This window comes from Microbacterium sp. ZXT2-5, from assembly GCF_055329545.1.
In genome coordinates this window covers 2444904-2465732 of the sequence record NZ_JBUZWD010000001.1, presented here as the reverse complement: position 1 = coordinate 2465732, position 20829 = coordinate 2444904, and the positions used below count along the sequence as shown (strand labels likewise).

General features: G+C 71.8%; 18 protein-coding genes. 4 read left to right on the top strand and 14 right to left on the bottom strand.

Annotation, left to right across the window (positions count from 1 at the left end):
- Positions 1-64: 64 nt before the first annotated feature.
- Complete coding sequence (locus ACZBH1_RS10840) at positions 65-1468, top strand: NAD(P)/FAD-dependent oxidoreductase (protein WP_463646376.1); 1404 nt, start codon at positions 65-67, stop codon at positions 1466-1468.
- A 3-nt stretch (positions 1469-1471) separates the two neighbouring features.
- Here ACZBH1_RS10840 and ACZBH1_RS10835 read toward each other — a convergent pair whose 3' ends face one another.
- The gene (locus ACZBH1_RS10835; protein WP_463646375.1) at positions 1472-2950 is read right to left on the bottom strand and encodes a helix-turn-helix domain-containing protein; all 1479 of its coding nucleotides are present in this window, start codon (positions 2948-2950) and stop codon (positions 1472-1474) included.
- Positions 2951-3180: 230 nt separating this feature from the next.
- On the opposite strand from ACZBH1_RS10835, the gene aceB reads away from it, so the two are divergent.
- Together aceB and ACZBH1_RS10825 are read left to right on the top strand one after the other, a co-directional pair.
- Positions 3181-4821 (top strand): malate synthase A, encoded by a 1641-nt coding sequence (aceB, locus tag ACZBH1_RS10830; protein WP_463646679.1) that lies wholly within the window; start codon positions 3181-3183, stop codon positions 4819-4821.
- Between the two features lie 48 nt (positions 4822-4869).
- Complete coding sequence (locus ACZBH1_RS10825) at positions 4870-6465, top strand: isocitrate lyase (RefSeq protein WP_378883399.1); 1596 nt, start codon at positions 4870-4872, stop codon at positions 6463-6465.
- A gap of 223 nt (positions 6466-6688) precedes the next feature.
- Here ACZBH1_RS10825 and ACZBH1_RS10820 read toward each other — a convergent pair whose 3' ends face one another.
- The 5 genes from ACZBH1_RS10820 to ACZBH1_RS10800 form a co-directional block, all read right to left on the bottom strand.
- Complete coding sequence (locus ACZBH1_RS10820; RefSeq protein ID WP_336394849.1) at positions 6689-7321, bottom strand: response regulator; 633 nt, start codon at positions 7319-7321, stop codon at positions 6689-6691.
- Positions 7318-8529: a sensor histidine kinase gene (locus tag ACZBH1_RS10815; RefSeq protein ID WP_463646374.1), complete on the bottom strand. Its 1212-nt coding sequence runs from the start codon at positions 8527-8529 to the stop codon at positions 7318-7320. The genes ACZBH1_RS10820 and ACZBH1_RS10815 overlap by 4 nt, the downstream gene beginning before the upstream one ends.
- 24 nt (positions 8530-8553) lie before the next feature.
- On the bottom strand, positions 8554-9387 hold the full coding sequence (locus ACZBH1_RS10810) for an ABC transporter permease (RefSeq protein ID WP_336394847.1): 834 nt from the start codon (positions 9385-9387) through the stop codon (positions 8554-8556).
- A complete protein-coding gene (locus ACZBH1_RS10805; protein WP_336394846.1) occupies positions 9384-10265 on the bottom strand; it encodes an ABC transporter ATP-binding protein in 882 nt (293 codons plus the stop codon). Before ACZBH1_RS10805 ends, ACZBH1_RS10810 begins: the two co-directional genes overlap by 4 nt.
- A gap of 152 nt (positions 10266-10417) precedes the next feature.
- On the bottom strand, positions 10418-10762 hold the full coding sequence (locus ACZBH1_RS10800; protein ID WP_336394845.1) for a hypothetical protein: 345 nt from the start codon (positions 10760-10762) through the stop codon (positions 10418-10420).
- 157 nt (positions 10763-10919) lie between these two features.
- Here ACZBH1_RS10800 and ACZBH1_RS10795 point away from each other — a divergent pair, with 157 nt between their 5' ends.
- Positions 10920-12122 (top strand): pyridoxal phosphate-dependent aminotransferase, encoded by a 1203-nt coding sequence (locus ACZBH1_RS10795; protein ID WP_336394844.1) that lies wholly within the window; start codon positions 10920-10922, stop codon positions 12120-12122.
- A 95-nt stretch (positions 12123-12217) separates the two neighbouring features.
- Here the strand turns inward: ACZBH1_RS10795 and ACZBH1_RS10790 are convergent, their stop codons facing one another.
- The 8 genes from ACZBH1_RS10790 to ACZBH1_RS10755 all read right to left on the bottom strand — a co-directional run bounded on the left by ACZBH1_RS10790 (position 12218) and on the right by ACZBH1_RS10755 (position 20742).
- Complete coding sequence (locus tag ACZBH1_RS10790) at positions 12218-13354, bottom strand: UDP-N-acetylmuramate dehydrogenase (protein ID WP_378883409.1); 1137 nt, start codon at positions 13352-13354, stop codon at positions 12218-12220.
- A 3-nt stretch (positions 13355-13357) separates the two neighbouring features.
- A complete protein-coding gene (locus ACZBH1_RS10785; protein WP_336395061.1) occupies positions 13358-13762 on the bottom strand; it encodes a MaoC/PaaZ C-terminal domain-containing protein in 405 nt (134 codons plus the stop codon).
- Between the two features lie 23 nt (positions 13763-13785).
- A complete protein-coding gene (locus ACZBH1_RS10780; RefSeq protein WP_336394842.1) occupies positions 13786-14235 on the bottom strand; it encodes an FAS1-like dehydratase domain-containing protein in 450 nt (149 codons plus the stop codon).
- 9 nt (positions 14236-14244) lie between these two features.
- Positions 14245-15072 carry a sulfite exporter TauE/SafE family protein gene (locus tag ACZBH1_RS10775; protein WP_378883412.1) on the bottom strand — a complete coding sequence of 276 codons (828 nt, stop codon included), beginning with the start codon at positions 15070-15072 and terminating at the stop codon, positions 14245-14247.
- On the bottom strand, positions 15069-15953 hold the full coding sequence (locus ACZBH1_RS10770; RefSeq protein WP_463646373.1) for a DUF2510 domain-containing protein: 885 nt from the start codon (positions 15951-15953) through the stop codon (positions 15069-15071). The genes ACZBH1_RS10775 and ACZBH1_RS10770 overlap by 4 nt, the downstream gene beginning before the upstream one ends.
- A gap of 71 nt (positions 15954-16024) precedes the next feature.
- Entirely contained in the window at positions 16025-18268 is a 2244-nt protein-coding gene (locus tag ACZBH1_RS10765) for a heavy metal translocating P-type ATPase (protein WP_463646372.1), read from the bottom strand.
- A gap of 73 nt (positions 18269-18341) precedes the next feature.
- Complete coding sequence (locus ACZBH1_RS10760; RefSeq protein WP_463646371.1) at positions 18342-19973, bottom strand: alkaline phosphatase family protein; 1632 nt, start codon at positions 19971-19973, stop codon at positions 18342-18344.
- Between the two features lies 1 nt (position 19974).
- Positions 19975-20742 carry a RibD family protein gene (locus ACZBH1_RS10755; RefSeq protein WP_463646370.1) on the bottom strand — a complete coding sequence of 256 codons (768 nt, stop codon included), beginning with the start codon at positions 20740-20742 and terminating at the stop codon, positions 19975-19977.
- Positions 20743-20829 lie beyond the last annotated feature (87 nt).

Below are 20829 nucleotides of genomic sequence, written 5' to 3'. Positions count from 1 at the left end.
GAATCGGACGGATCGACGACCCCTCGGCGCCGGCGTGCGCGGACGGCGGCGGTAGCCTGTGCGCGTGCCGCCGACCCGAGACCTCGATGACATCCGCAACGGCGACGTGTCGTGGTGGTGGCGCAGCGCCGGCGGGACTCCTGCCCCGCGACCGCCGCTGAACGGCGACCTGCAGGCCGACGTGGCGATCGTCGGCGCGGGCTACACCGGCCTGTGGACCGCCTACTACCTCAAGCGCGCCCAGCCCGACCTGCGGGTGGTCGTGCTCGAGCAGCGCTTCGCCGGGTTCGGGGCGTCCGGCCGCAACGGCGGATGGCTCACGAACACCGTCACGGGCGGCCGCGACGCGTTCGCGGCCTCGCACGGCCGCGACGCGGCCATCGCGCAGCAGCGGGCGCTCAACCAGACCGTCGACGAGGTCATCGGCGTCGCGCAGCGCGAGGGCATCGAGGCCGACATCGCGAAGGGCGGCGAGCTGAACGTCGCCCGCTCCGCCGCGCAGCTCGCCCGCCTGCGGGCCGCCGTCGCGCACGATCGCTCGTGGCCCCACACCGACATCGAGGAGTGGGATGCCGCGGCCACGGCATCCCGTCTCCGCATCGACGGCGCGCTCGGGGCCGCCTGGCATCCGCACTGCGCCCGCGTGCACCCCGTGAAGCTGGCCGCCGGGCTCGCCGAGGCCGTCGAGCGCCTGGGCGTGACCGTCTTCGAGGACACGCGCGTGACCGAGATCACGCCGGGCCGCGCGGTGACCGACCGCGGCACGGTGCGGGCGGCACACGTCCTGCGTGCGACCGAGGGGTTCACGCCCGACCTGCGAGGGCACCACCGCGCGGTGCTCCCGATGAACTCGTCGATGATCGTGACCGATCCGATCCCCGCTGCGGTGTGGGCGCGGATCGGCTGGGAGGGCCGTGAGACGCTCGGCGACTTCGCCCACGTCTACATGTACGCCCAGCGCACCGCCGACGACCGCATCGCGTTCGGCGGCAGAGGCGTCCCGTACCGCTACGGCTCGCGGGTCGACACGGACGGGCGCACCCAGGAGCGCACGATCAGCTCGCTCACCCGGCTGCTGCGGCGGTTCTTCCCGGATGCCGCGGACGTGCCGATCGCGCACGCCTGGGCGGGCGTGCTCGGCGTCCCGCGGGACTGGACGGCCTCCGTCGCGCATGACCCGGCGACCGGCCTGGGCTGGGCGGGCGGCTACGTCGGCACCGGTGTGACGGCGACGAACCTCGCCGGCCGCACGCTGGCCGACCTCGTGCTCGCGCGCGACACCGAGCTCACCCGGCTGCCGTGGGTCGGGCACCATGCCCGGCGCTGGGAGGTCGAGCCGCTGCGGTGGGTCGCGGTGCACGCGATCTACACGGCGTACCGGGTGGCGGACCGGGTCGAGGACGCGCGGTCGTCGCCGCGCACCGCGTGGCCGGCTCACGTCGCCGGCTGGGTCGCCGGCCGGCACTGACGATCAGCGCGGCGCGTGCGCCTCGAGGAACTCGTAGACGTCGGTCGTGTCGACCCCGGGGAACGCCCCCGTCGGCAGGGTGGCCAGGAGGGTTCTCGGTGTCCGCACGTTCGGCCACGACTGTTCGCGCCAGGCCGCCTCGAGGTCGGCAGGGGCCCGGCGGCAGCAGACCTCGACGGAGTGCTTCGACACCCCACGGTTCGTCGTGTCGCGGCCGAGGAACCACCGGGTGTCGTCGAACCGCACACCCACCGACACCGAGTGGGCGCCCTCGCTCGACAGCTCCACGCGCGCGGTGCACCAGTACGTACCGTTGCCCGTGTCGGTGTACTGGTAGTACGGGTTGAAGTGGTCGTCGACGTCGAAGACGACTCGCGACGTCCACTTGCGGCAGCACATCTGGCCCTCGATCGCGCCGAGGCGGTCCGTGGGGAAGTTGACGTCGTCGTTCTCGTACGCCTTGGTGATGGTGCCCGACTCATGCACCTTGAGGAAGTGCACCAGGATGCCGAGGTGCACGGTCGCCAGGTTCGTGAAGCGGTGCGCAGCCGTCTCGTACGAGACCGAGTACGCGTCGCGGAGGTCCTCGATCGAGATCGCGCGGTCCTTCTTGGCCTCCTGCAAGAACGGCACGACATGGGCCTCGGGGATGAGCAGCGCCCCGGTGAGGTAGTTCGTCTCGACGCGCTGACGGAGGAACTCCGCGTACGACGTCGGCTCGCGGTGGCCGAGGATGCGGCTCGACAGCGCCTGCAGCAGTGCGGTGCGGGGGTCTCCCTTGGCCGTGACCCGGCTGGAGAGGTAAAGGCGGCCGTTCTTGATGTCGGCGACCGAGCGCGTCGTCTGCGGCAGGTCGGGCACGTAGTGGAGAGTGAAGCCGAGGTGGGCGGCGATGTCGGATGCCGTGCGCTGCGTCAGCGGACCCCCCGGGTGGTCGACGGCATCGAGGAGCCGGCGCGCCTCGATCTCCAGCTCGGGGAAGTAGTTGTTCTGCGTGCGCATCAGCCGCCGCAGCGCCACGTTCGCCCGCCGGGCCTCCTCCGGCGTCGCGGCCCGCTCGTCGCGGAGACGCTCGATCTCGCCCTGCAGGGCCAGCATCGCCTTCAGCGCCTCGGTCGGCACCGCCTTGCCGATACGGAAAGGCGGGATCCCCAGCGCCTGGAACGTCTGGCCGCGCATGGCGCGTTCGAGGGAGATCTCGAGCGTTGCGCGCTCGTCCAGCGGCTCCGACTCGAGGATCGCCTCGATCGACGAGCCCAGCGCGCGGGCGATCGCCTGCAACAGCGTCAGCTTCGGCTCGCGGCGCCCGTTCTCGATCATCGACAGCTGGCTCGGCGCGCGGTCCACGGCCGCGGCGAGCTCCTCCAGCGTCATGCCGCGGTCGGTGCGCAGCTGCCGGATGCGGCGGCCGATGGTGAGCGGGTCCACCCCGCCATCGTCGGGGACTTCTGCGGCGGCATCCCTGGTCAGCGTCGTCGTCATGGGCCCGATTCTGTCACGAAAACAGAAATAGACGCAAACTTCACAGCCCGATTCGTCGGGTAGTTCCCCGAACTTCACCGCAGAGTGGTCTCACGACATACCGCCGATCGGCCCAGAACGCAGATCAGGGGCAACCGCGAATCCGGCCCACACGCCGGATCGAGGCATCCCACTCTCCACGCACTGCTCACAGGAAGACAGGGACCATGACACCTGCAACCGCCACCCCGATGCGTACGCGCACCGGACCGATCCCCACCCAGACGCACGAGCCCTCGATCGAGATCGCCGGGCGCCTCGGCCCCCGCTACGACGAGATCCTGACCCCCGCGGCTCTGGCGTTCCTCACCGAACTGCACCACCGCTTCGGCGCCCGCCGGCACGACCGGCTCGCCGACCGCATGCGCCGCCGGTTCGAGATCGGCAACGGCCACGACCCGCAGTTCCGCGACGAGACCCGGCACATCCGTGAGGACGCGCAGTGGAAGGTCGCCGGCGCGGGCCCCGGGCTCGAGGACCGCCGCGTCGAAATCACCGGCCCGACCGACCCCAAGATGACCATCAATGCGCTGAACTCGGGCGCGAAGGTGTGGCTCGCCGACCAGGAGGACGCCACCAGCCCGACGTGGAAGAACGTGATCGAGGGGCAGCTGAGCCTGCGCGACGCGATCCGCGGCGAGCTCTCGTTCACCAGCCCGGAGGGCAAGCGGTACGAGGTGACCGCGACCGAGACCCCGACGATCGTGATGCGACCGCGCGGGTGGCACCTGCCCGAGCAGCACCTCCGCTTCACCGACCGCGCCGGCCGCGAGATGGCCGCGTCGGGGTCGCTGGTGGACTTCGGGCTGTACTTCTTCCACAACGCGAAGCAGCTCATCGCGAACGGCCGCGGGCCGTACTTCTACATCGCCAAGCTCGAGTCGAGCGAAGAGGCGAAGCTGTGGGACGACGTGTTCACGTTCAGCGAGCAGTACGTGGGCATCCCGCACGGCACCATCCGCGCGACGGTGCTCATCGAGACGCTGCCGGCCGCGTTCGAGATGGAGGAGATCCTCTTCGAGCTGCGCGACCACTGCGCGGGCCTGAACGCCGGCCGCTGGGACTACATCTTCTCGATCATCAAGAACTACCGCGGCCGCGGCGCGCGCTTCGTGCTGCCGGACCGCAGCGAGGTCACGATGACGGTGCCGTTCATGCGGGCCTACACCGAGCTGCTCGTGCAGACGTGCCACAAGCGCGGCGCCTTCGCGATCGGCGGCATGAGCGCCTTCATCCCGAACCGCCGTGATCCCGAGGTGACCGAGCGCGCATTCGAGAAGGTCGCCGCCGACAAGAAGCGCGAGGCCGGTGACGGCTTCGACGGCACGTGGGTGGCGCACCCCGACCTCATCCCGGTGGCGCGCGCCGAGTTCGACGCGGTGCTGGGCGACCGGCCCAACCAGCTCGACCGTCAGCGCCCCGAGGTGGAGGTGCGGGCCGCCGACCTGATCGACGTCCACATCGGCCGCCCGATCACGAGCGCCGGCGTGCACGGCAACGTCTCGGTGGCCATCCGCTACATCGAGGCGTGGCTGCGGGGCCTGGGCGCCGTCGCGATCGACAACCTCATGGAAGATGCGGCCACTGCCGAGATCTCGCGCTCGCAGGTGTGGCAGTGGATCCATCAGGACCGCACGACCGAGGACGGCACCCCGATCACCCGCGAGCACGTCGAGGGCCTGATCGCACAGGTGCTCGGCGAGGTGGACCGCCGCGACGGAGACCGCTTCGACGACGCGGCCGAGATCTTCCGCGACGTCGCCCTCGGCCGGGACTTCCCGGCGTTCCTGACGCTGCCCGCGTACTCGCGCTTCCTCGTCGAGACCGAGTGACGCGGCATCCGTCCCCGCGACACCCACACCACCACCCAAGGAACTGACATGACCGCGTACCAAGACGACATCGAAGCCATCCAGGCGCTCAAGGAGCAGCACGGCTCCGGCTGGGAGGCCATCAACCCCGAGCATGTGGCCCGCATGCGGGCGCAGAACCGCTTCCGGACGGGCCTTGCGATCGCCCAGTACACCGCCGACATCATGCGCCGAGACATGGCCGACTACGACGCCGACTCGTCGGTCTACACCCAGTCGCTCGGCGTCTGGCACGGCTTCATCGGGCAGCAGAAGCTCATCTCGATCAAGAAGCACCTGAAGAGCACGAACAAGCGCTACCTGTACCTGTCCGGCTGGATGGTCGCCGCGCTCCGCTCGGAGTTCGGGCCCCTGCCCGACCAGTCGATGCACGAGAAGACGGCGGTGCCGGCCCTCATCGAGGAGCTCTACACGTTCCTGCGTCAGGCCGACGCCCGCGAGCTGGACCTGCTCTTCACGCAGCTCGACGAGGCGCGCCGCGCGGGTGACGAGACCGCGGTCGAGTTCATCCAGTCCCAGATCGACAACCACGAGACCCACGTGGTGCCGATCATCGCCGACATCGACGCGGGCTTCGGCAATCCCGAGGCCACCTACCTGCTCGCCAAGAAGATGATCGAGGCGGGCGCCTGCGCCATCCAGATCGAGAACCAGGTCTCGGACGAGAAGCAGTGCGGCCACCAGGACGGCAAGGTCACCGTCCCCCACGAGGACTTCCTCGCGAAGATCAACGCCGTCCGCTACGCGTTCCTCGAGCTCGGCATCGACAACGGCATCATCGTCGCCCGCACCGACTCGCTCGGCGCCGGGCTCACGCAGAAGCTCGCCGTCTCGAGCCGGCCCGGCGACCTCGGCGACCGGTACAACGCGTTCCTCGACGTCGAGGAGATCTCGGAGGCGGAGCTGAGCGACGGCGACGTCATCATCCGGCGGGAGGGAAGGCTGCTGCGGCCGAAGCGCCTGGCCAGCAACCTGTACCAGTTCCGCCCCGGCACGGGCGAGGACCGCGTCGTCCTGGACTGCATCACGTCGCTGCAGAACGGCGCGGACCTGCTGTGGATCGAGACCGAGAAGCCGCACGTCGAGCAGATCGCCGGCATGGTCGACCGCATCCGCGAGGTCGTCCCCGACGCGAAGCTCGTCTACAACAACAGCCCGTCGTTCAACTGGACCCTCAACTTCCGTCAGCAGGCGTACGACCTGCTCGCGGAGCGGGGCGAGGACATGTCGGCGTACGACCGCGGCGACCTGATGAGCGTCGAGTACGACGACACCGAGCTGGCGCGACTGGCCGACGAGAAGATCCGAACGTTCCAGCGCGACGGGTCGACGCGCGCCGGCATCTTCCACCACCTCATCACCCTCCCGACGTACCACACGGCGGCGCTGTCGACCGACAGCCTGGCCAAGGGGTACTTCGGCGACGAGGGCATGCTCGCCTACGTGAAGGGCGTCCAGCGCCGCGAGATCCGCGAGGGCATCGCGACCGTGAAGCACCAGAACATGGCCGGAAGCGACATCGGCGACAACCACAAGGAGTACTTCGCCGGCGACGCGGCCCTCAAGGCCGGCGGCAAGGACAACACGATGAACCAGTTCGGCTGAACGGCAGACGGATGCCCCGGACCGCCCGGCCCGGGGCATCCGTCGTCGCTCCGCGGCATCCGTCACGGATCCGGAATTCGGAGAACCGAAGCGTTTCCGGATCGATGCGCCGCCAGCTCTCCGGAAACGCTGCGAAAGTCCGAATTCCGGATCCGCGAAGTGGAGCAGGAGCCGACGAGGACGCCGGCGGAAGCCCGTTCGCGGTGAGCCGGCCCAGCCGGCGTCAGGAGAGCAGGCCGCGCTCCATGGCGAGCGTCACGGCGCGCGTGCGGTCGGCGACTCCCAGCTTCTCGAACACCTTGAGCAGGTGCGTCTTGACCGTCGACTCGCCGATCCCGAGCGCGACCGCCACCTGCTTGTTGCTGTGACCGGTGGCGACCAGCCGCAGCACGTCGAGCTCACGGGCGGTGAGTACGGCGCCGGGCTCGGGGCGGCGCATCCGCTCGACGAGCCGCACCGCGACCTGCGGCGACAGGGCCGACTGCCCGGCGGCGACCGAGCGGATGCCGGCGACGATCTCCGCCTGCGGCGCCGCCTTCAGCAGGTAGCCCGATGCCCCCGCCTCGATCGCGGCGAGGATCTGGTCGTCGGACTCGTAGGTCGTGAGGATCAGCACGCGCGGCGGCGGAGTGCCCGCCTCTCCGCCGACGAGCCGCGCGGTCGCCGTGACGCCGTCCACCCGCGGCATGCGCAGGTCCATCAGCACGACGTCCGGGTGCGTCGCGGCCGCCAGGCGGACCGCCTCGTCTCCGTCGGATGCCTCCGCCACGACGTCGAAGCCGGGCTCGTCCGACAGCAGACCGGCCAGGCCCGCGCGCACGACGGGATGGTCGTCGGCGATGAGGAGGCGGATCACGGCGCCTCCCCCGCCCGGCGTGCGTCCGCGGACGCCACAGGGGGCTGCCCCGGCGAGATCGGCAGCCGTACGCGCACGGTCGTGCCGGCGCCCGGCGCGGAGTCCACCTCGAACGTGCCGCCCGCCAGAGCCACGCGTTCCGCCATTCCCGCGAGGCCGAATCCGCCGCCGGTGCCCGCAGGGTCGAAGCCGCTGCCGTCGTCCACGATCTCGAGCAGTGCGCCCTCCTCCGACTCCCGCACCGCGACCGAGACGTGCGTGGCGCGCGCGTGCCGTGCGACGTTCGAGAGCCCCTCCTGCACGCAGCGCAGCAGCACGACCTGCCGGTCGCGGTCGAGCGCCTCGGCGACGTCGTCGACCTCGATGTCGATCGCGGCGCCGTCGTGCGCGCGGAACCGCTCCGCGAGACGCTCGACGGCAGCGCCGAACGCGGGCTCGTCGGGCACGGCGGCCGTGCGGGCGACGAGCGCGCGTGCCTCGCCGAGTGCGTCGCGCGCGACCTGCTCGACGGTCGCGATCGTCGCGGCCGCGGCATCCGCCTGCCCCTCTCGAGACTGCCGCCCTGCGCGCTCCGCGAAGATCACGAGCCCCGCGAGGGTCTGAGCGAGCGTGTCGTGGATGTCACGGGCGAGCCGCTCCCGCTCCTCCGACGCACCACGCTCGTGGCTCAGCGCCCGCACCTCGGCCTGCGCCGCCGTCAGCTCGTCGAGCAGTCGCGCCCGCTCCTCGCCGTACTCCGCGATACCCGAGATCCACAGGCCGAACGCGGTCGCGAAGGCGAACGAGAACCCGGCGGTCGTCAGTCCCGCGACGATCGCGCCCACGGTGAAGCCGCCGCCGATCGCGTAGCCGAGCATCACAGCCGCGGCGATCACAGCCGACCCGATGACGCCGCGGCGGCGGGTGTCGCCGAGCACCCACGCCAGCGGGTACGCGAGCACCTGGAGGGTCGCGAGGAACGCGGTCGCCGCGGTTCCGACGGTGAGGATGACAGCGATCGTCATCATGAACGCGACGAACCGCACCGTCGACGCGGCGCCGATCGCGGGGCGCGCGATCACGAAGTACGCCAGCGCGAACGCGGCGATGGCCACGAACGCGATCGCCCGTTCGGCCGCGCCCCCCGACCCCAGGCCGAAGGCGATGGCCATCGCGATCGACGCCGATCCGGCGACGACCGCGATGTCCCACCACCGCTTCTGCAGCATCCGTCCTCCTGTCCCTGAGTGAGGCTACGCGTTGCGGCGGATCCACCGGAAGGTGACGAGGGAGAGCACGAGCCCCACCACGAGCCAGATCCCCAGCGCCGCGGCGACGCCGCCCAGATTCCACTCGCCGCCCTGCTCGAGCGCCGCGAAGGCATCGGGGAGGAAGACCGCCCGCATGCCCTGCGCCATCCATTTCAGCGGGAAGAGCGACGCGATGTTCTGCAGCCACTCCGGCAGCTGCCAGAACATGAGGTACACGCCGGAGATGAACTGCAGGACGAGTCCGACCGGGATCACGACCGCGGTCGCGCTCTTGGCCGTGCGAGGCACGCTCGACAGCGCGATGCCGAGGAGAGCCGACGTGGCGATGCCGAGCACGAACACCCATGCGAACGTGAGCCACTGCGCCGGCTCGGTGGGCAGCGGCACGCCCAGCAGGATGCCGGCGACCGCGAGCAGCAGCACCGTCTGCAGGACGCCGGTGACCAGGACCTGCGCGATCTTGCCCAGGAAGTAGCTCACCGGGGAGAGGGGGGACCCTCCCAGCCGCTTGAGCGTGCCGTCCGAGCGCTCCAGGGCGATGTCGATCGCGAGGTTCTGGAACCCCGACAGCAGAAGCCCTGCCGCCATCATGCCGGGCAGGTACAGCTGCGCCATCGGCAGCGCCGGCACGCCCGGCGCGATCTGCACGTCGCCGTCCCCGCCGAAGGCGACGCTGAAGAGTCCCAGCATGAAGACCGGGAACAGGAACGTGAAGAAGAGCGTGTCGCCGGAGCGGAAGTACTGCCTCAGCTCGAACTGCGCCCGCCACAGGCCGGTCGGGACGATCCCCGGCACCCGTATCGCCGTCGTGCTCATCGCACCGTCTCCTTCATGTCCGCCGCCGCGACGCCGGATGCGCTCGCGACCAGTTCCAGATAGATGTCCTCGAGGCTCGGGCGGACGATCTCGAGCTGCTCCGGCTCGTGCCCCAGCCTCTCGGTGAGCTCCCCGACGAAGCGCAGCGGCGCGGTCGCGCGCTGCTCCCGCCGGACGCCCTGCTCGTGCCACCGGACGAGCGGCACGCGGGCCTGCGGTCCGCCGAACGTGTCGACCGGCCCCACCGCCTGCAGCCGGCCGTCCGCGATGACGGCCACCCGATCGGCGAGCTGAGCCGCCTCATCGAGGTAGTGGGTCGTGAGCAGGATCGTGGTGCCGTCCGCCTTGAGCCCGCGAATCAGCTCCCAGAACTCTCGGCGGGCCTCCGGATCGAAGCCGGTCGTCGGCTCGTCGAGGAAGAGCAGCTCGGGCCGGCCGATGATCCCCATCGCGACGTCGACCCGGCGCTGCTGGCCACCCGACAGCTTGGAGGTCCGCATCTTCGCCTGGGCCGTGAGGCCGACGGCGGAGATGACCTCGTCGACGTCTCGCGCGTCGGGGTAGAAGCCCGCGAACTGCCGCAGCTGCTCGCGGACGGTGAGCAGACCGCTCTGGCCGCACACCTGCAGCACGATCCCCAGACGCGCCTTCCACTCGAGTCCGCCGTGCTCGGGGTCGACGCCGAGCACGCTCACCGTGCCACCGCTGCGCCGGCGGTACCCTTCGAGGATCTCGACCGTCGTCGACTTGCCGGCGCCGTTCGGGCCGAGCAGGGCGAAGGTCTCGCCCTGCTCGATGTCGAAGCTCACGTCGTCGACGACCGCGCGGCCGTCATACGTCTTCTGCAGGTTCCGCACCTGCACCGCTGGAGTTCTCATGCCTTCAGCCTCGCGGCGCCGAGCCGCCTCGCCCAGCCGTCATCCGCAGGAGGAGGCATCCCCCATTCGGTGGATGCCCGCGTCCACCGGGTCGGGGTGCGGAGCGAAGCGAAGCGGGCCGCGAACCGGCGCGCGAACGGGCAGTCGCCGCGTCAGATGCTGCGCGGGCGTGCGGGCGCGGTGGGCGCCACGAGGGCGTCGGCGGCGGCATCCGCTCGCTCTTCGGCGCGAAGCATGCGCTGACCGCGGATGCCGCCGGCCAGCGCCCACGCGAGCAGCCAGACGCCCGACGCCACCGTGCCGATCGCTGAGACCCGCAGGCCGGTGTCGAGGTCGAGCAGCACCGCCAGCGCGACGAGCGACATGACGCCGCCGACGATGGCGCCGGTCGCGCCGATCATGGTGAGGACGCAGCCGCGCGCGAGCCACCAGGCGATCCCCCCGGCGATCACGAGCACGATGGCGAGCACGACCGCACCCCAGATCCACGCGTCCACGAGGCACAGGCTATCCCGGCCGGGGGAGCCGCGGAAAGGGCTCGCCGGGCGGCGGCGGCGAGACCCGCCGTCGCCGGCGCCGCTCCCCCACCGGTCGCAGGCCGCCCGTGCGGAAGCAGCGGCTGAACCGCCGCGCCGCTCGGACTACGCTCGAAGCGTGACCGAACGCGCACCGCTCTCCCGCAAGCTCTCCGCCATCGCCGAGTCCGCGACCCTCAAGGTCGACGCCAAGGCCAAGGCGCTGCAGGCCGCCGGCCGCCCCGTCATCTCGTACGCGGCGGGCGAGCCCGACTTCGCGACGCCCGGATACATCGTGGATGCCGCCGCCGAGGCGCTGCGCGATCCCGCCAACTTCCGCTACACACCGGCGGCCGGCCTGCCGGTGCTGCGCGAGGCCATCGCCGCCAAGACGCTGCACGACTCGGGCCTGGACGTCGACCCGTCGCGGATCATCGTCACCAACGGCGGCAAGCAGGCCGTGTACCAGGCGTTCCAGACGGTCCTCAACCCGGGCGACGAGGTCCTGCTCCCCGCCCCGTACTGGACCACCTACCCCGAGGCGATCGCCCTGGCCGACGGCGTCCCGGTCGAGGTCTTCGCCGGGGCCGATCAGGAGTACAAGGTCACCGTCGAGCAGCTCGAGGCGGCACGCACCGAGCGCACGACGGCCCTCGTCTTCGTCTCTCCCTCCAACCCCACCGGCGCGGTGTACACCGCCGAGGAGACCACCGCGATCGGCGAATGGGCGGTCGAGCACGGCATCTGGATCATCTCCGACGAGATCTACCAGAACCTCGTCTACGAGGGCACCCGTGCGATCTCGATCGTCGAGGCGGTTCCGGATGCCGCGGCCCAGACGATCCTCGTCAACGGCGTGGCCAAGACCTACGCCATGACCGGCTGGCGCCTGGGCTGGATGGTCGGACCCGCGGACGCCATCAAGATCGCCGGCAACCTGCAGTCGCACCTGTGCTCGAACGTCAACAACATCGCGCAGCGCGCGGCGCTGGCGGCCCTCACCGGCCCGCAGGGAGAGGTCGAGCAGATGCGCCTGGCCTTCGACCGCCGCCGCCGCACCATCGTGTCGGAGCTGTCGAAGATCGACGGCGTGACCGTGCCCAACCCGCTGGGCGCGTTCTACGCCTACCCCGACGTCCGCGGCCTCCTCGGCCGCGAGTGGGCGGGCAAGACCCCGACGACGTCGCTCGAGCTCGCCGACCTCATACTGGAAGAGGCCGAGGTCGCGGTCGTCCCCGGCGAGGCCTTCGGCCCGTCCGGCTACCTGCGCCTCTCGTACGCCCTCGGCGACGAGGCCCTGCTGGAGGGCATCCAGCGCCTGCAGCGCCTCTTCGCGTCCTAGCGACACAGCTCGTTCGGGGCGCGTCCCGCTCGTTCGGGGCGCGTCGCGCGCGCCCCGAACGGGTGCCGCGCGCCCCAAACCCGGGATGGGGGGTGTCAGAGCTCGACGTTGACCAGCACGGGCTCGGGCTGGAGGAGGAGCCCGAACTCGGACTGCACGCGACCCTGGATGAAGCGGGCGAGCTCGGCCAGCTCGGCGGCGGTCGCGCTGCCGCGGTTGGTCAGCGCGAGGGCGTGCTTGGTCGACAGTCCCGCGCGCGAGCGGGGCAGCTTGAAGCCCTTGCGGACGCCGGCCTGCTCGATGAGCCATCCGGCGCTCACCTTCACGTCGGACTCGACGGTCGTGGGCGCGGGCACGTGGCCGTCGAAGGTCGCGAGCGGGATGACCAGGACCGGATCGAGGTCTGGGTGCACGGGCCAGCGCGGGCACGCGTCGGGAAGCGTCCGGGCGAACGAGGCCGACACCACGGCGTTCTGGAAGAACGAGCCGGCGCTGTACGTGTCGGGGTCGTCGGCGTCGAGCACCATGCCCTTGCTGCGACGGGTCTCGAGGATCCGGTCGCGCACCCACGCGAGCGTCACCTCGTCGTCGGGGCCGACACGCAGCGCCGTGCGCAGCTGGTCGCCGGCGATGCGACGGGCGTCGGGGCCGATCTCGGGCAGGTCGAGGGTGACCGACAGGATCACGGCACGACGCTCGGGCACCGAGCCGTAGTGGTGCTTGAGCACGGACGTCCGGAACCCGAGGCCGAGCTCGGCGGCCGGCACCGTGGAGACCTCGCCGGTCGACTCGTCGAGCAGTTCGACCTCGCTGAGCGTCTGGACGATCTCCTGCCCGTAGGCGCCGATGTTCTGCACCGGCGCCGCGCCGACGGTGCCGGGGATCCCCGACATCGCCTCCAGACCGCCGAGGCCGGCGTCCACGGCGTACGCGACGAGGTCGTCCCAGTCGTGTCCTGCCTGCACCCTCAGGCGCACCCGGCCCGGCAGAGGCGACGGCATCCGCTCGATGCCCTTCGTGAGCACGCGCACGACGGTGCCGTCGAACGGCTCGTCGCCGACGAACAGGTTCGATCCGCCGCCGAGCACGAGCCATTCGTCGCCGGACGCCCACACGTCGCGGAGGGCGTCGACGAGCTCGTCACGAGTCGTCGCCTCGATCATGCGGGCGGGCAGACCGCCGGTGCGGAGTGTCGTGAGCCGCGACAGCGGCACGGGGATGACCTCGGGCATGCGTCAGGCGGTCCGCACGCGCACCTGCGCCTTGACCAGCACGGTGGTGCCCTCGTACGACACGGTGAGATCGATGCGGGCGGACTCCTCGTCGACCGCGCCGACCTTCGCGACCACGGTGACGTCGGCGCCGGACTCGGGGTCGACCACGACGGGCTTGGTGAACCGCACGCCGTACTCGAGGATGCGACCGGTGTCGCCGATCCACGACCCGACGGTGCCGACGGCCAGGCCCATCGTGAGCATGCCGTGCGCCAGGACTCCCGGCAGTCCGACAGCGGCGGCGACATCGTCGCGGTAGTGGATCGGGTTGAAGTCCCCGGAGGCGCCGGCGTAGCGCACGAGGGATTCGCGGGTCAGGTGGACCGTGCGCTCGGCGACGACGTCGCCCACGGCGAGCGCATCCATCGCCGGGCCCGTCGATGCAGCGCTCACTGGTCGCCCTCCCCCACGAGCAGCACGGAGGTCGCCGTCACGACGTGGTCCCCCGCGGCATCCGTGATCTCGGACTCGCTCGTGACCATCGACGCAGCGCCCATCGCGCGGATGCCGGTGACCGAGAGCTTCGCCGTCAGCGCGTCGCCCGCCACGATCGGCCTGGAGTAGCGGAACTTCTGCTCGGCATGCAGCACGTTCTTGAGGACGATGCCGGAGTCGGGCTCGCCCAGCAGCTGCTGGAGCGTGGCGTCGGTGACGACGATGGCGAACGTGGGAGGGGCGACGACGTCCTTGTAGCCCAGCGCCTGCGCGGCCGACGGGTCGATGTGCTGCGGGTCGTCGGCGAAGACGGCGCGCGCGAACTCGCGCACCTTCTCGCGACCCACGAGGTAGGGGGCCGTCGGCGGGAAGTCACGCTCGACGAGCTCGGGGTTCACTGGCACCAGGCCATCCTACCGAGCGGCTTCGGACCCCCCGGCCGGACGGGAGCGGCCCTTCCAGGCACGGATCGCCATCTGCACGGCGATCACGACGAGATACGCCGCGAAGAGGGCGTTCGCCACGACAGGGTCGATCAGCACCGCCGCCCACGCGCCGAGAGCCGTCGTCGTGCAGGCTGCGATGCCCACGATCGCCGCCGCCACCAGGTCGACGTTGCGGCGGCGGATGTTGCCGACGGTGCCCGACAGCGCGGTCGGGATCATCATGAGCAGCGAGGTGCCCTTGGCGACCAGATCGCTCGTTCCGAACAGCACCATGAGCGCCGGAACGACGATGATGCCGCCGCCGACGCCGATGAGACCCGAGAGGATGCCGGTGACGACTCCCAGCACGACCAGCGCGGCGCCGCTCAGCCACGTGAGGACGAGCTCGGCGTCGCGCGACGGGATCACGACGAAGAGGCTCACGATCACCGCGACCAGGAACCCGACGAACGCCGACCGCAGCACCGTGAGCGAGAGCCTGGGCAGGAGCCACGTGCCGATCTGGGCGCCGACCACCGCGCCGGCGGCGAGCAGCAGCGCGGCGATCCAGGCGACGGAGCCGTGGACGGCGTAGGAGATGACGCCCACCGTGGCGGTCGGGACGATCGCCGCCAGAGACGTCCCCGCGGCGAGGCGCTGGTCGAAGCGCAGCAGCATCACGAGGAACGGCACGATGACGGTTCCGCCGCCGACGCCGAAGAGGCCCGACAGCAGGCCCGCCAGCAGGCCGATCCCCACGCAGGTGAGGTAGAAGCGCGCGTCGCGCGGAGGACGGATCGCCTGCGCCGCGCTCATCCGCCGGCGACGTCGTCGACGAGCCAGGCGCCGCCGGAATCGACCACCGTGTACTCGTACACCGCGGAGCCCGGGGTGGGCTCGGCGTCCTCGCCGATCTCGGCGTAGCTCTCCGTCGTCGTCACGACGATCACGTCCGCGACGGTCTCGACGTCCGTCACCTCGATCTCGTACTCCTGGAGGGCCGCGTTGAAGGCGGCGGCCTGCTCCTGGAAGGCGGCGCAGTCGTCGAAGCCGTTCGCCGCCCGGAACTCCTCCGTCGTCGCCTCGGCGAGGGCGTCGCAGTCGCCCTGCTGATAGGCCTCGTCGAACAGCTCCACGGCGGCGACGGCCGAGCGCTCGTCATCGCTCTGCGCGGAGCCGCCGGACGTCGACGCCGAGAGGATCAGCAGCGGGATCAGCACGGCCGCCGCGATGACGACGCCGAGAAGCACGACGCCGAGCACCACCCACACGATCCAGAGCTTGGACCTGCGAGGCTCGGTGGCGGCTGTGAAGGCGCCGCCCGCAGGTGCACCGCCGGGGTACGGCGGCTGGGGCTGCCCCGCGTAGGGCGGCGTCGCCGCACCGGGCACGACCGCCTGGGCAGGCGCGCCGGCGGCATACCCCGGAGACGCGACGGATGCCGCCCCCGGGGCGGCCGCGGTCGCGGCGGGTGCGGCGGTGACGGGCTGAGCGGGCGCGTCAGGGCCGGCGGTCCCCGCGGTCGCAGCGGGCTCGCCGCCGCCGAAGCCCAGCTGCGCGGCCACGATCTCGGCCTCGGTCGGGGCCTCCGACGCCTCCGGATCGGGCTGAGCGACGTGCTCCGTCCACTGACTGCCGTCCCACCACCGCAGGGCGCCGTGGCCGTCGTCATACCATCCGGGAGGAGTCGCGCTCATGCTCAAACCCTATCCCCGCCACGGGCGAGGCGATGGGGGCGGATGCCGCGACCCGTCGCCTCGCCCCGGCGTCAGCGTTCGAGGACGGCGCGGGCGCTGTGCTCCGGGCTCAGGTCGAGGCGGCGCAGCAGCTGGGCGTTGAGGGCCACCACGACCGTCGACAGCGACATCAGCAGGGCGCCGACCGACATCGGCAGCACGAAGCCGACGGGGGCGAGCACGCCGGCCGCCAGCGGCACGGAGAGGAGGTTGTACCCCGCCGCCCACCACAGGTTCTGCGACATCTTGCGGTAGCCGGCGCGCGACAGCTCGATCACCGAGAGCACCGAGCGCGGATCGCTCGAGGCGAGGATGACCCCCGCCGACCCGATGGCGACGTCCGTGCCGGCGCCGATCGCGATGCCGACGTCGGCGCGGGCGAGCGCGGGAGCGTCGTTCACGCCGTCGCCGACCATCGCGACCTTCAGCCCCTCCGACTGCAGCTCGGCGACCTTGGCCGACTTGTCCTCGGGTCGCACACCCGCGAACACGCGACGGATGCCGAGGGCCTCGGCCACAGAACGCGCGACGGGCTCCGCATCCCCGGTGATCATGACGACCTCGACGCCCAGCGCGTGCAGCGCCTCGACGGCCTCGCGGGACTCCGGCCGGATCTCGTCGGCCAGCGCCAGCCCGCCGACGACCTCGCCGTCGCGGACCACGTGCAGCACGGTCGAACCCTGCTCCCGCCAGTCCTCCGCCGCCGTCACGTCCGCCGCGCCGATCTCCTCCAGCAGGCGAGGGCCGCCGACCCGCACGACCTGACCGCCGACGGTGGCGGTCACGCCGACCGCGGGCGAGGACTGGAAGTCGGCCGCCGTGGCCGCCGCGAGTCCGCGCTCGTGCACAGCCCGGACGATGGCGCGGGCGAGGGGGTGCTCACTGTCGGCCTCGGCCGAGGCGGCGAGCGCCAGCACGGCGTCGGCGTCGATGTCGGCCACCGCCGCGACGTCGACCACCGTGGGCTCGCCCTTGGTGAGCGTGCCTGTCTTGTCGAAGAGCACCGCGTCGACCGTGCGCATGCTCTCCAGCGCGAGGCGGTCCTTCACCAGGACGCCGCCGCGGGCGGCGCGCTCGGTCGCGATCGAGACCACGAGGGGGATCGCCAGCCCGAGCGCGTGCGGGCACGCGATGACGAGCACCGTGATCGTCCGGACCACCGCCTCGTCCGGCATCCCGAACGCGGTCCACACGACGGCCGTGACCGCAGCGGCGCCGAGCGCGAACCAGAACAGCCATCCCGCGGCGCGGTCGGCCAGGCGCTGGGCGCGCGATGTCGAGTTCTGCGCCTCGGCGACCAGACGCTGGATGCCCGCGAGCGTGGTGTCGTCGCCGGTGGCGGTCACCTCGACGCGCAGCCCCGAATCCGTCGCGACGGTCCCTGCGGTGACCTGGTCGCCCCGCGAGCGCGCGACGGCCCGCGACTCGCCGGTGACCATCGACTCGTCCATGTCGGCGCGGCCGTCGACGATGCGGCCGTCGGCGGGGACGCGCCCGCCGGGGCGTACCACCACGACGTCGCCGACGGCCAGGTCGGCGGGCGGCACCGTCACGATGCGATCCCCCTCGACGCGCTCGGCCTCGTCGGGGAGAAGGGCTGCCAGCGAGTCCAGCGCCGACGTCGTCTGCGCGAGCGAGCGCATCTCGATCCAGTGGCCGAGCAGCATGATCACGATGAGGAGAGCCAGCTCCCACCAGAACTCGAGCTCGTGATGGAGAAGGCCGAGGCTCGCACCCCACGACGCGAAGAACGCGACGGTGATGGCGAGCCCGATGAGGAGCATCATCCCGGGCTTGCGGGCCCGCAGCTCCGAGACGGCTCCCGTGAGGAAGGGCCAGCCGCCCCAGAAGAACATGACAGTGCCGAGCACCGGTGAGATCCAGGACACGATCGGGGCGTCGGGAAGCGTGTAGCCGAGCAGCATGGCGAACATGCCCGAGAAGGCGACGACCGGGACGGCGAGGACCAGGTTGATCCAGAACAGCCGGCGGAAGCGCGCCACGTGGTCGGCCCCGTGCCCGGCGTGACCGCCGTGACCCGCGTGTGCGTCGTGGCCTGCGTGCCCGGCCTGTGCGCCATGCCCTGCGTGTGCGTCATGGCCGGCGTGAGCGTCATGACCGGCGTGATCGGCGTGCGGATCGTGGCCGGCGTGCCCGGCGTGTGCGCCATGCCCTGCGTGCGCGTCGTGCCCTTCGTGGGGCGACTCGCTGTGCACCGTATCGGTGTGGTCGTGTGCGACGGCGCCGGCGGCGGCGTCGTGGTGCGGATCGTTCACGGGATTCTCCTCACGAGCCTGTGCTTCCGTTATACCCCCGTGGGGTATCACCCACAACGCCCCAGGCACGCTGCTATTCCCGGAACGCGGAGAAGAGCCGATCACGGAAGGCGTCCATCCCCCACACCGGAGAGGTCGTCCCGGGTCGGAGCCCCGGCGTCCACTCCCACCCGGCGATCGCCTCCAGCACGGCAGGATCCTTCGCGATGATGCTGACCGGCACGTCGCGGCCGGCGCCTTCTCCGGTGACGATCGGCGCCGGCTGGTGATCGCCGAGCGCGATGAGCACCAGATCGCGGTCGTCCACGTTCTCGAGGAACGCGAGCATCGAGCCGAGGGCGTACTCGATGGATCTTCCGTAGTGCCGCTGAACCGTCTCGGCGTCCTCCCACACCTCGCCCGCCGACGCGCTCCGCGACCGCTGAGCGTGGTAGAGGCTCCCGTCTCCGACCTGACCCCACGGCACGAGCTCCGGCAGCGGCGCCCACGGCGTGTGCGACGACACCAGGTCGACCTCCGCCATGACCGGCTGTGCGGAACCGGCGAGCTCGTGGTCGGCGAAATGCTTCCAGACATACTGGTCCGGGACGCGCGCATACCCGAAGGGCGGGCCGCGGTACCCGAGATCGGTGGCATCCCAGATCTCGTCGAAACGGTAGAAATCCTGGCCGACCGGCCACGGCTGGGTGTTCGACGGCACCACGCCGACGGTTCGCCAGCCCGCCTCGGCGAACGCCGCGCTCAGCGTGAGGCGGTCGCTGCGCATCACCTCGCTGTAGGCGGTCTGCGAGTCGATCCACACGCCGCTCTGCAGCGTCGCGTGCGCCAGCCAGCTGACTCCCCCGGACGTCGGCGAGGTCAGCCACGCGCTCTCGGCGACGTACCCCTCTGCGGCCAGCGCACTCTCGCCTCGGCGCAGGGTGTCGCTCACTCCGGACGAGAAGCCGCCGCCTTCCAGCGCCACCCGCCCGTAGCTCTCGATGAACGCGATCACGACGTCCTTGCCCCGGAGAGCCCTGACGAGGCCGCCGGGCGCGGCATCGGCGTAGCGGTCGTCGGCGATCGCGCGCGCGACGGCTTCCCGGTCGTGCAGCGCGGTGACCGTCCGCGAGACGGCCGCGCCGACGGACCCGGTGGATGCCGCCGCCGCGACGGGGCCGGTCGCACCCAGCGGGATCGCAGCCGCCGCGAGCACGATCCAGACGCCGGTGACGGCCGCGAGGGCGCGGTGGCGTCGGTGGCTGTGGCCGGCTCCGACGGCATCGATGCGCAGTGCGGCCCACGCCAGCGCGCACGCCGCCGCGACGAGCACGGCCAGCGCCGCGCCCACCAGCGCACTCGCGGGCAGCGGGCCGATCGCGGCGGCCAGCACGCCGTAGGCGTCGCCGAGCTGCGGCCAGTCGAGCGGCACGAAGCGCGTCCCCAGCGCGACGTCGTATCCGCGATCGACAGCGGCCAGGACGACGGCCACACACACGAACGTCCCGAACGCCGCGGCGAGCGCCACGCGGCCGGGACGCCACGGCACCACGGCGAGCAGCAGCAGGATCACGAGGGACTCGACGGGGATCCCCACGAGTCGGAGGGCCGAGCCGGTCGAGATCACGCCAGGCACGAGCGGCACGACGATCAGGAGCGTCAGCGCGGCGGCGGTCCTGAGGCGCCAGCGCGGCGCAGGGACGACTCGTCCGCCGACCGCGCCCACGTCAGCGCCGTTCGGCGGGCACCGTCTCGGTCGCGTTCCGGCGTGATGCGGCGCCGTCGCCGAGGCCGTCGCCGTCAAGGGCGCCGAATCGCTCCGACAGCGCATAGCGCAGGAGCACGACGTCGCCGATCCGGAACGTCTCGGCAAGCCGGGCACGCCGCGAGGCCGTCCACGGGAAGCGCCCGGCCCCGACCGCACGCGGAGCGCGGTCCTCGCCCACGAAGAACGGCGCGACGACGAGGTGGAACTCGTCGACGAGATCTGCGGTGAGGAACTGCGTCAGCACCTTGCCGCCGCCCTCGACCATGAGACTGCGCACCCCCCGGTCGCCCAGGTCGTCGAGCACGGCGGTCATGGTGACGCAGTCCTGGCCCGACCCGACGACCGTCGCCCGCTCCCCCAGCCGATCCCGGAGCGGCACCGCGACCTCGGCGGGGCAGTACACCATGCGCGGCGCGTCGCCGGTGGTGAAGAAGGCCGCATCGGCGGGGAGGTCTCCGCTCGCGGTGACGGTCACCTTCGTCGGCGATTCGGGCAGCCCGAGCGCCAGCCGCCGCGCGCGCCGAGCGGTGTCGCGCACCAGCAGGCGCGGATCGTCGCGGCGCACCGTCGAGGCCCCGACCATGATGGCGTCGCTCCGCGCGCGCACCTCGTCCACCCGGTCCAGGTCGGAGGCGTTCGACATCGCGAGACGCCGGGGCTCGGCGCTGTCGAGGTATCCGTCGATCGACATCGCGCAGCTGAGTGTGACGTACGGTCGCTCTCTCATGCGGATCTCCTGCACCCGATGATGCCCCTCCCGCGCGGGGAACGGAAGCGGTCCCGGCCCGCGAGGCCGGTTCCGCCGGCCCGGGGA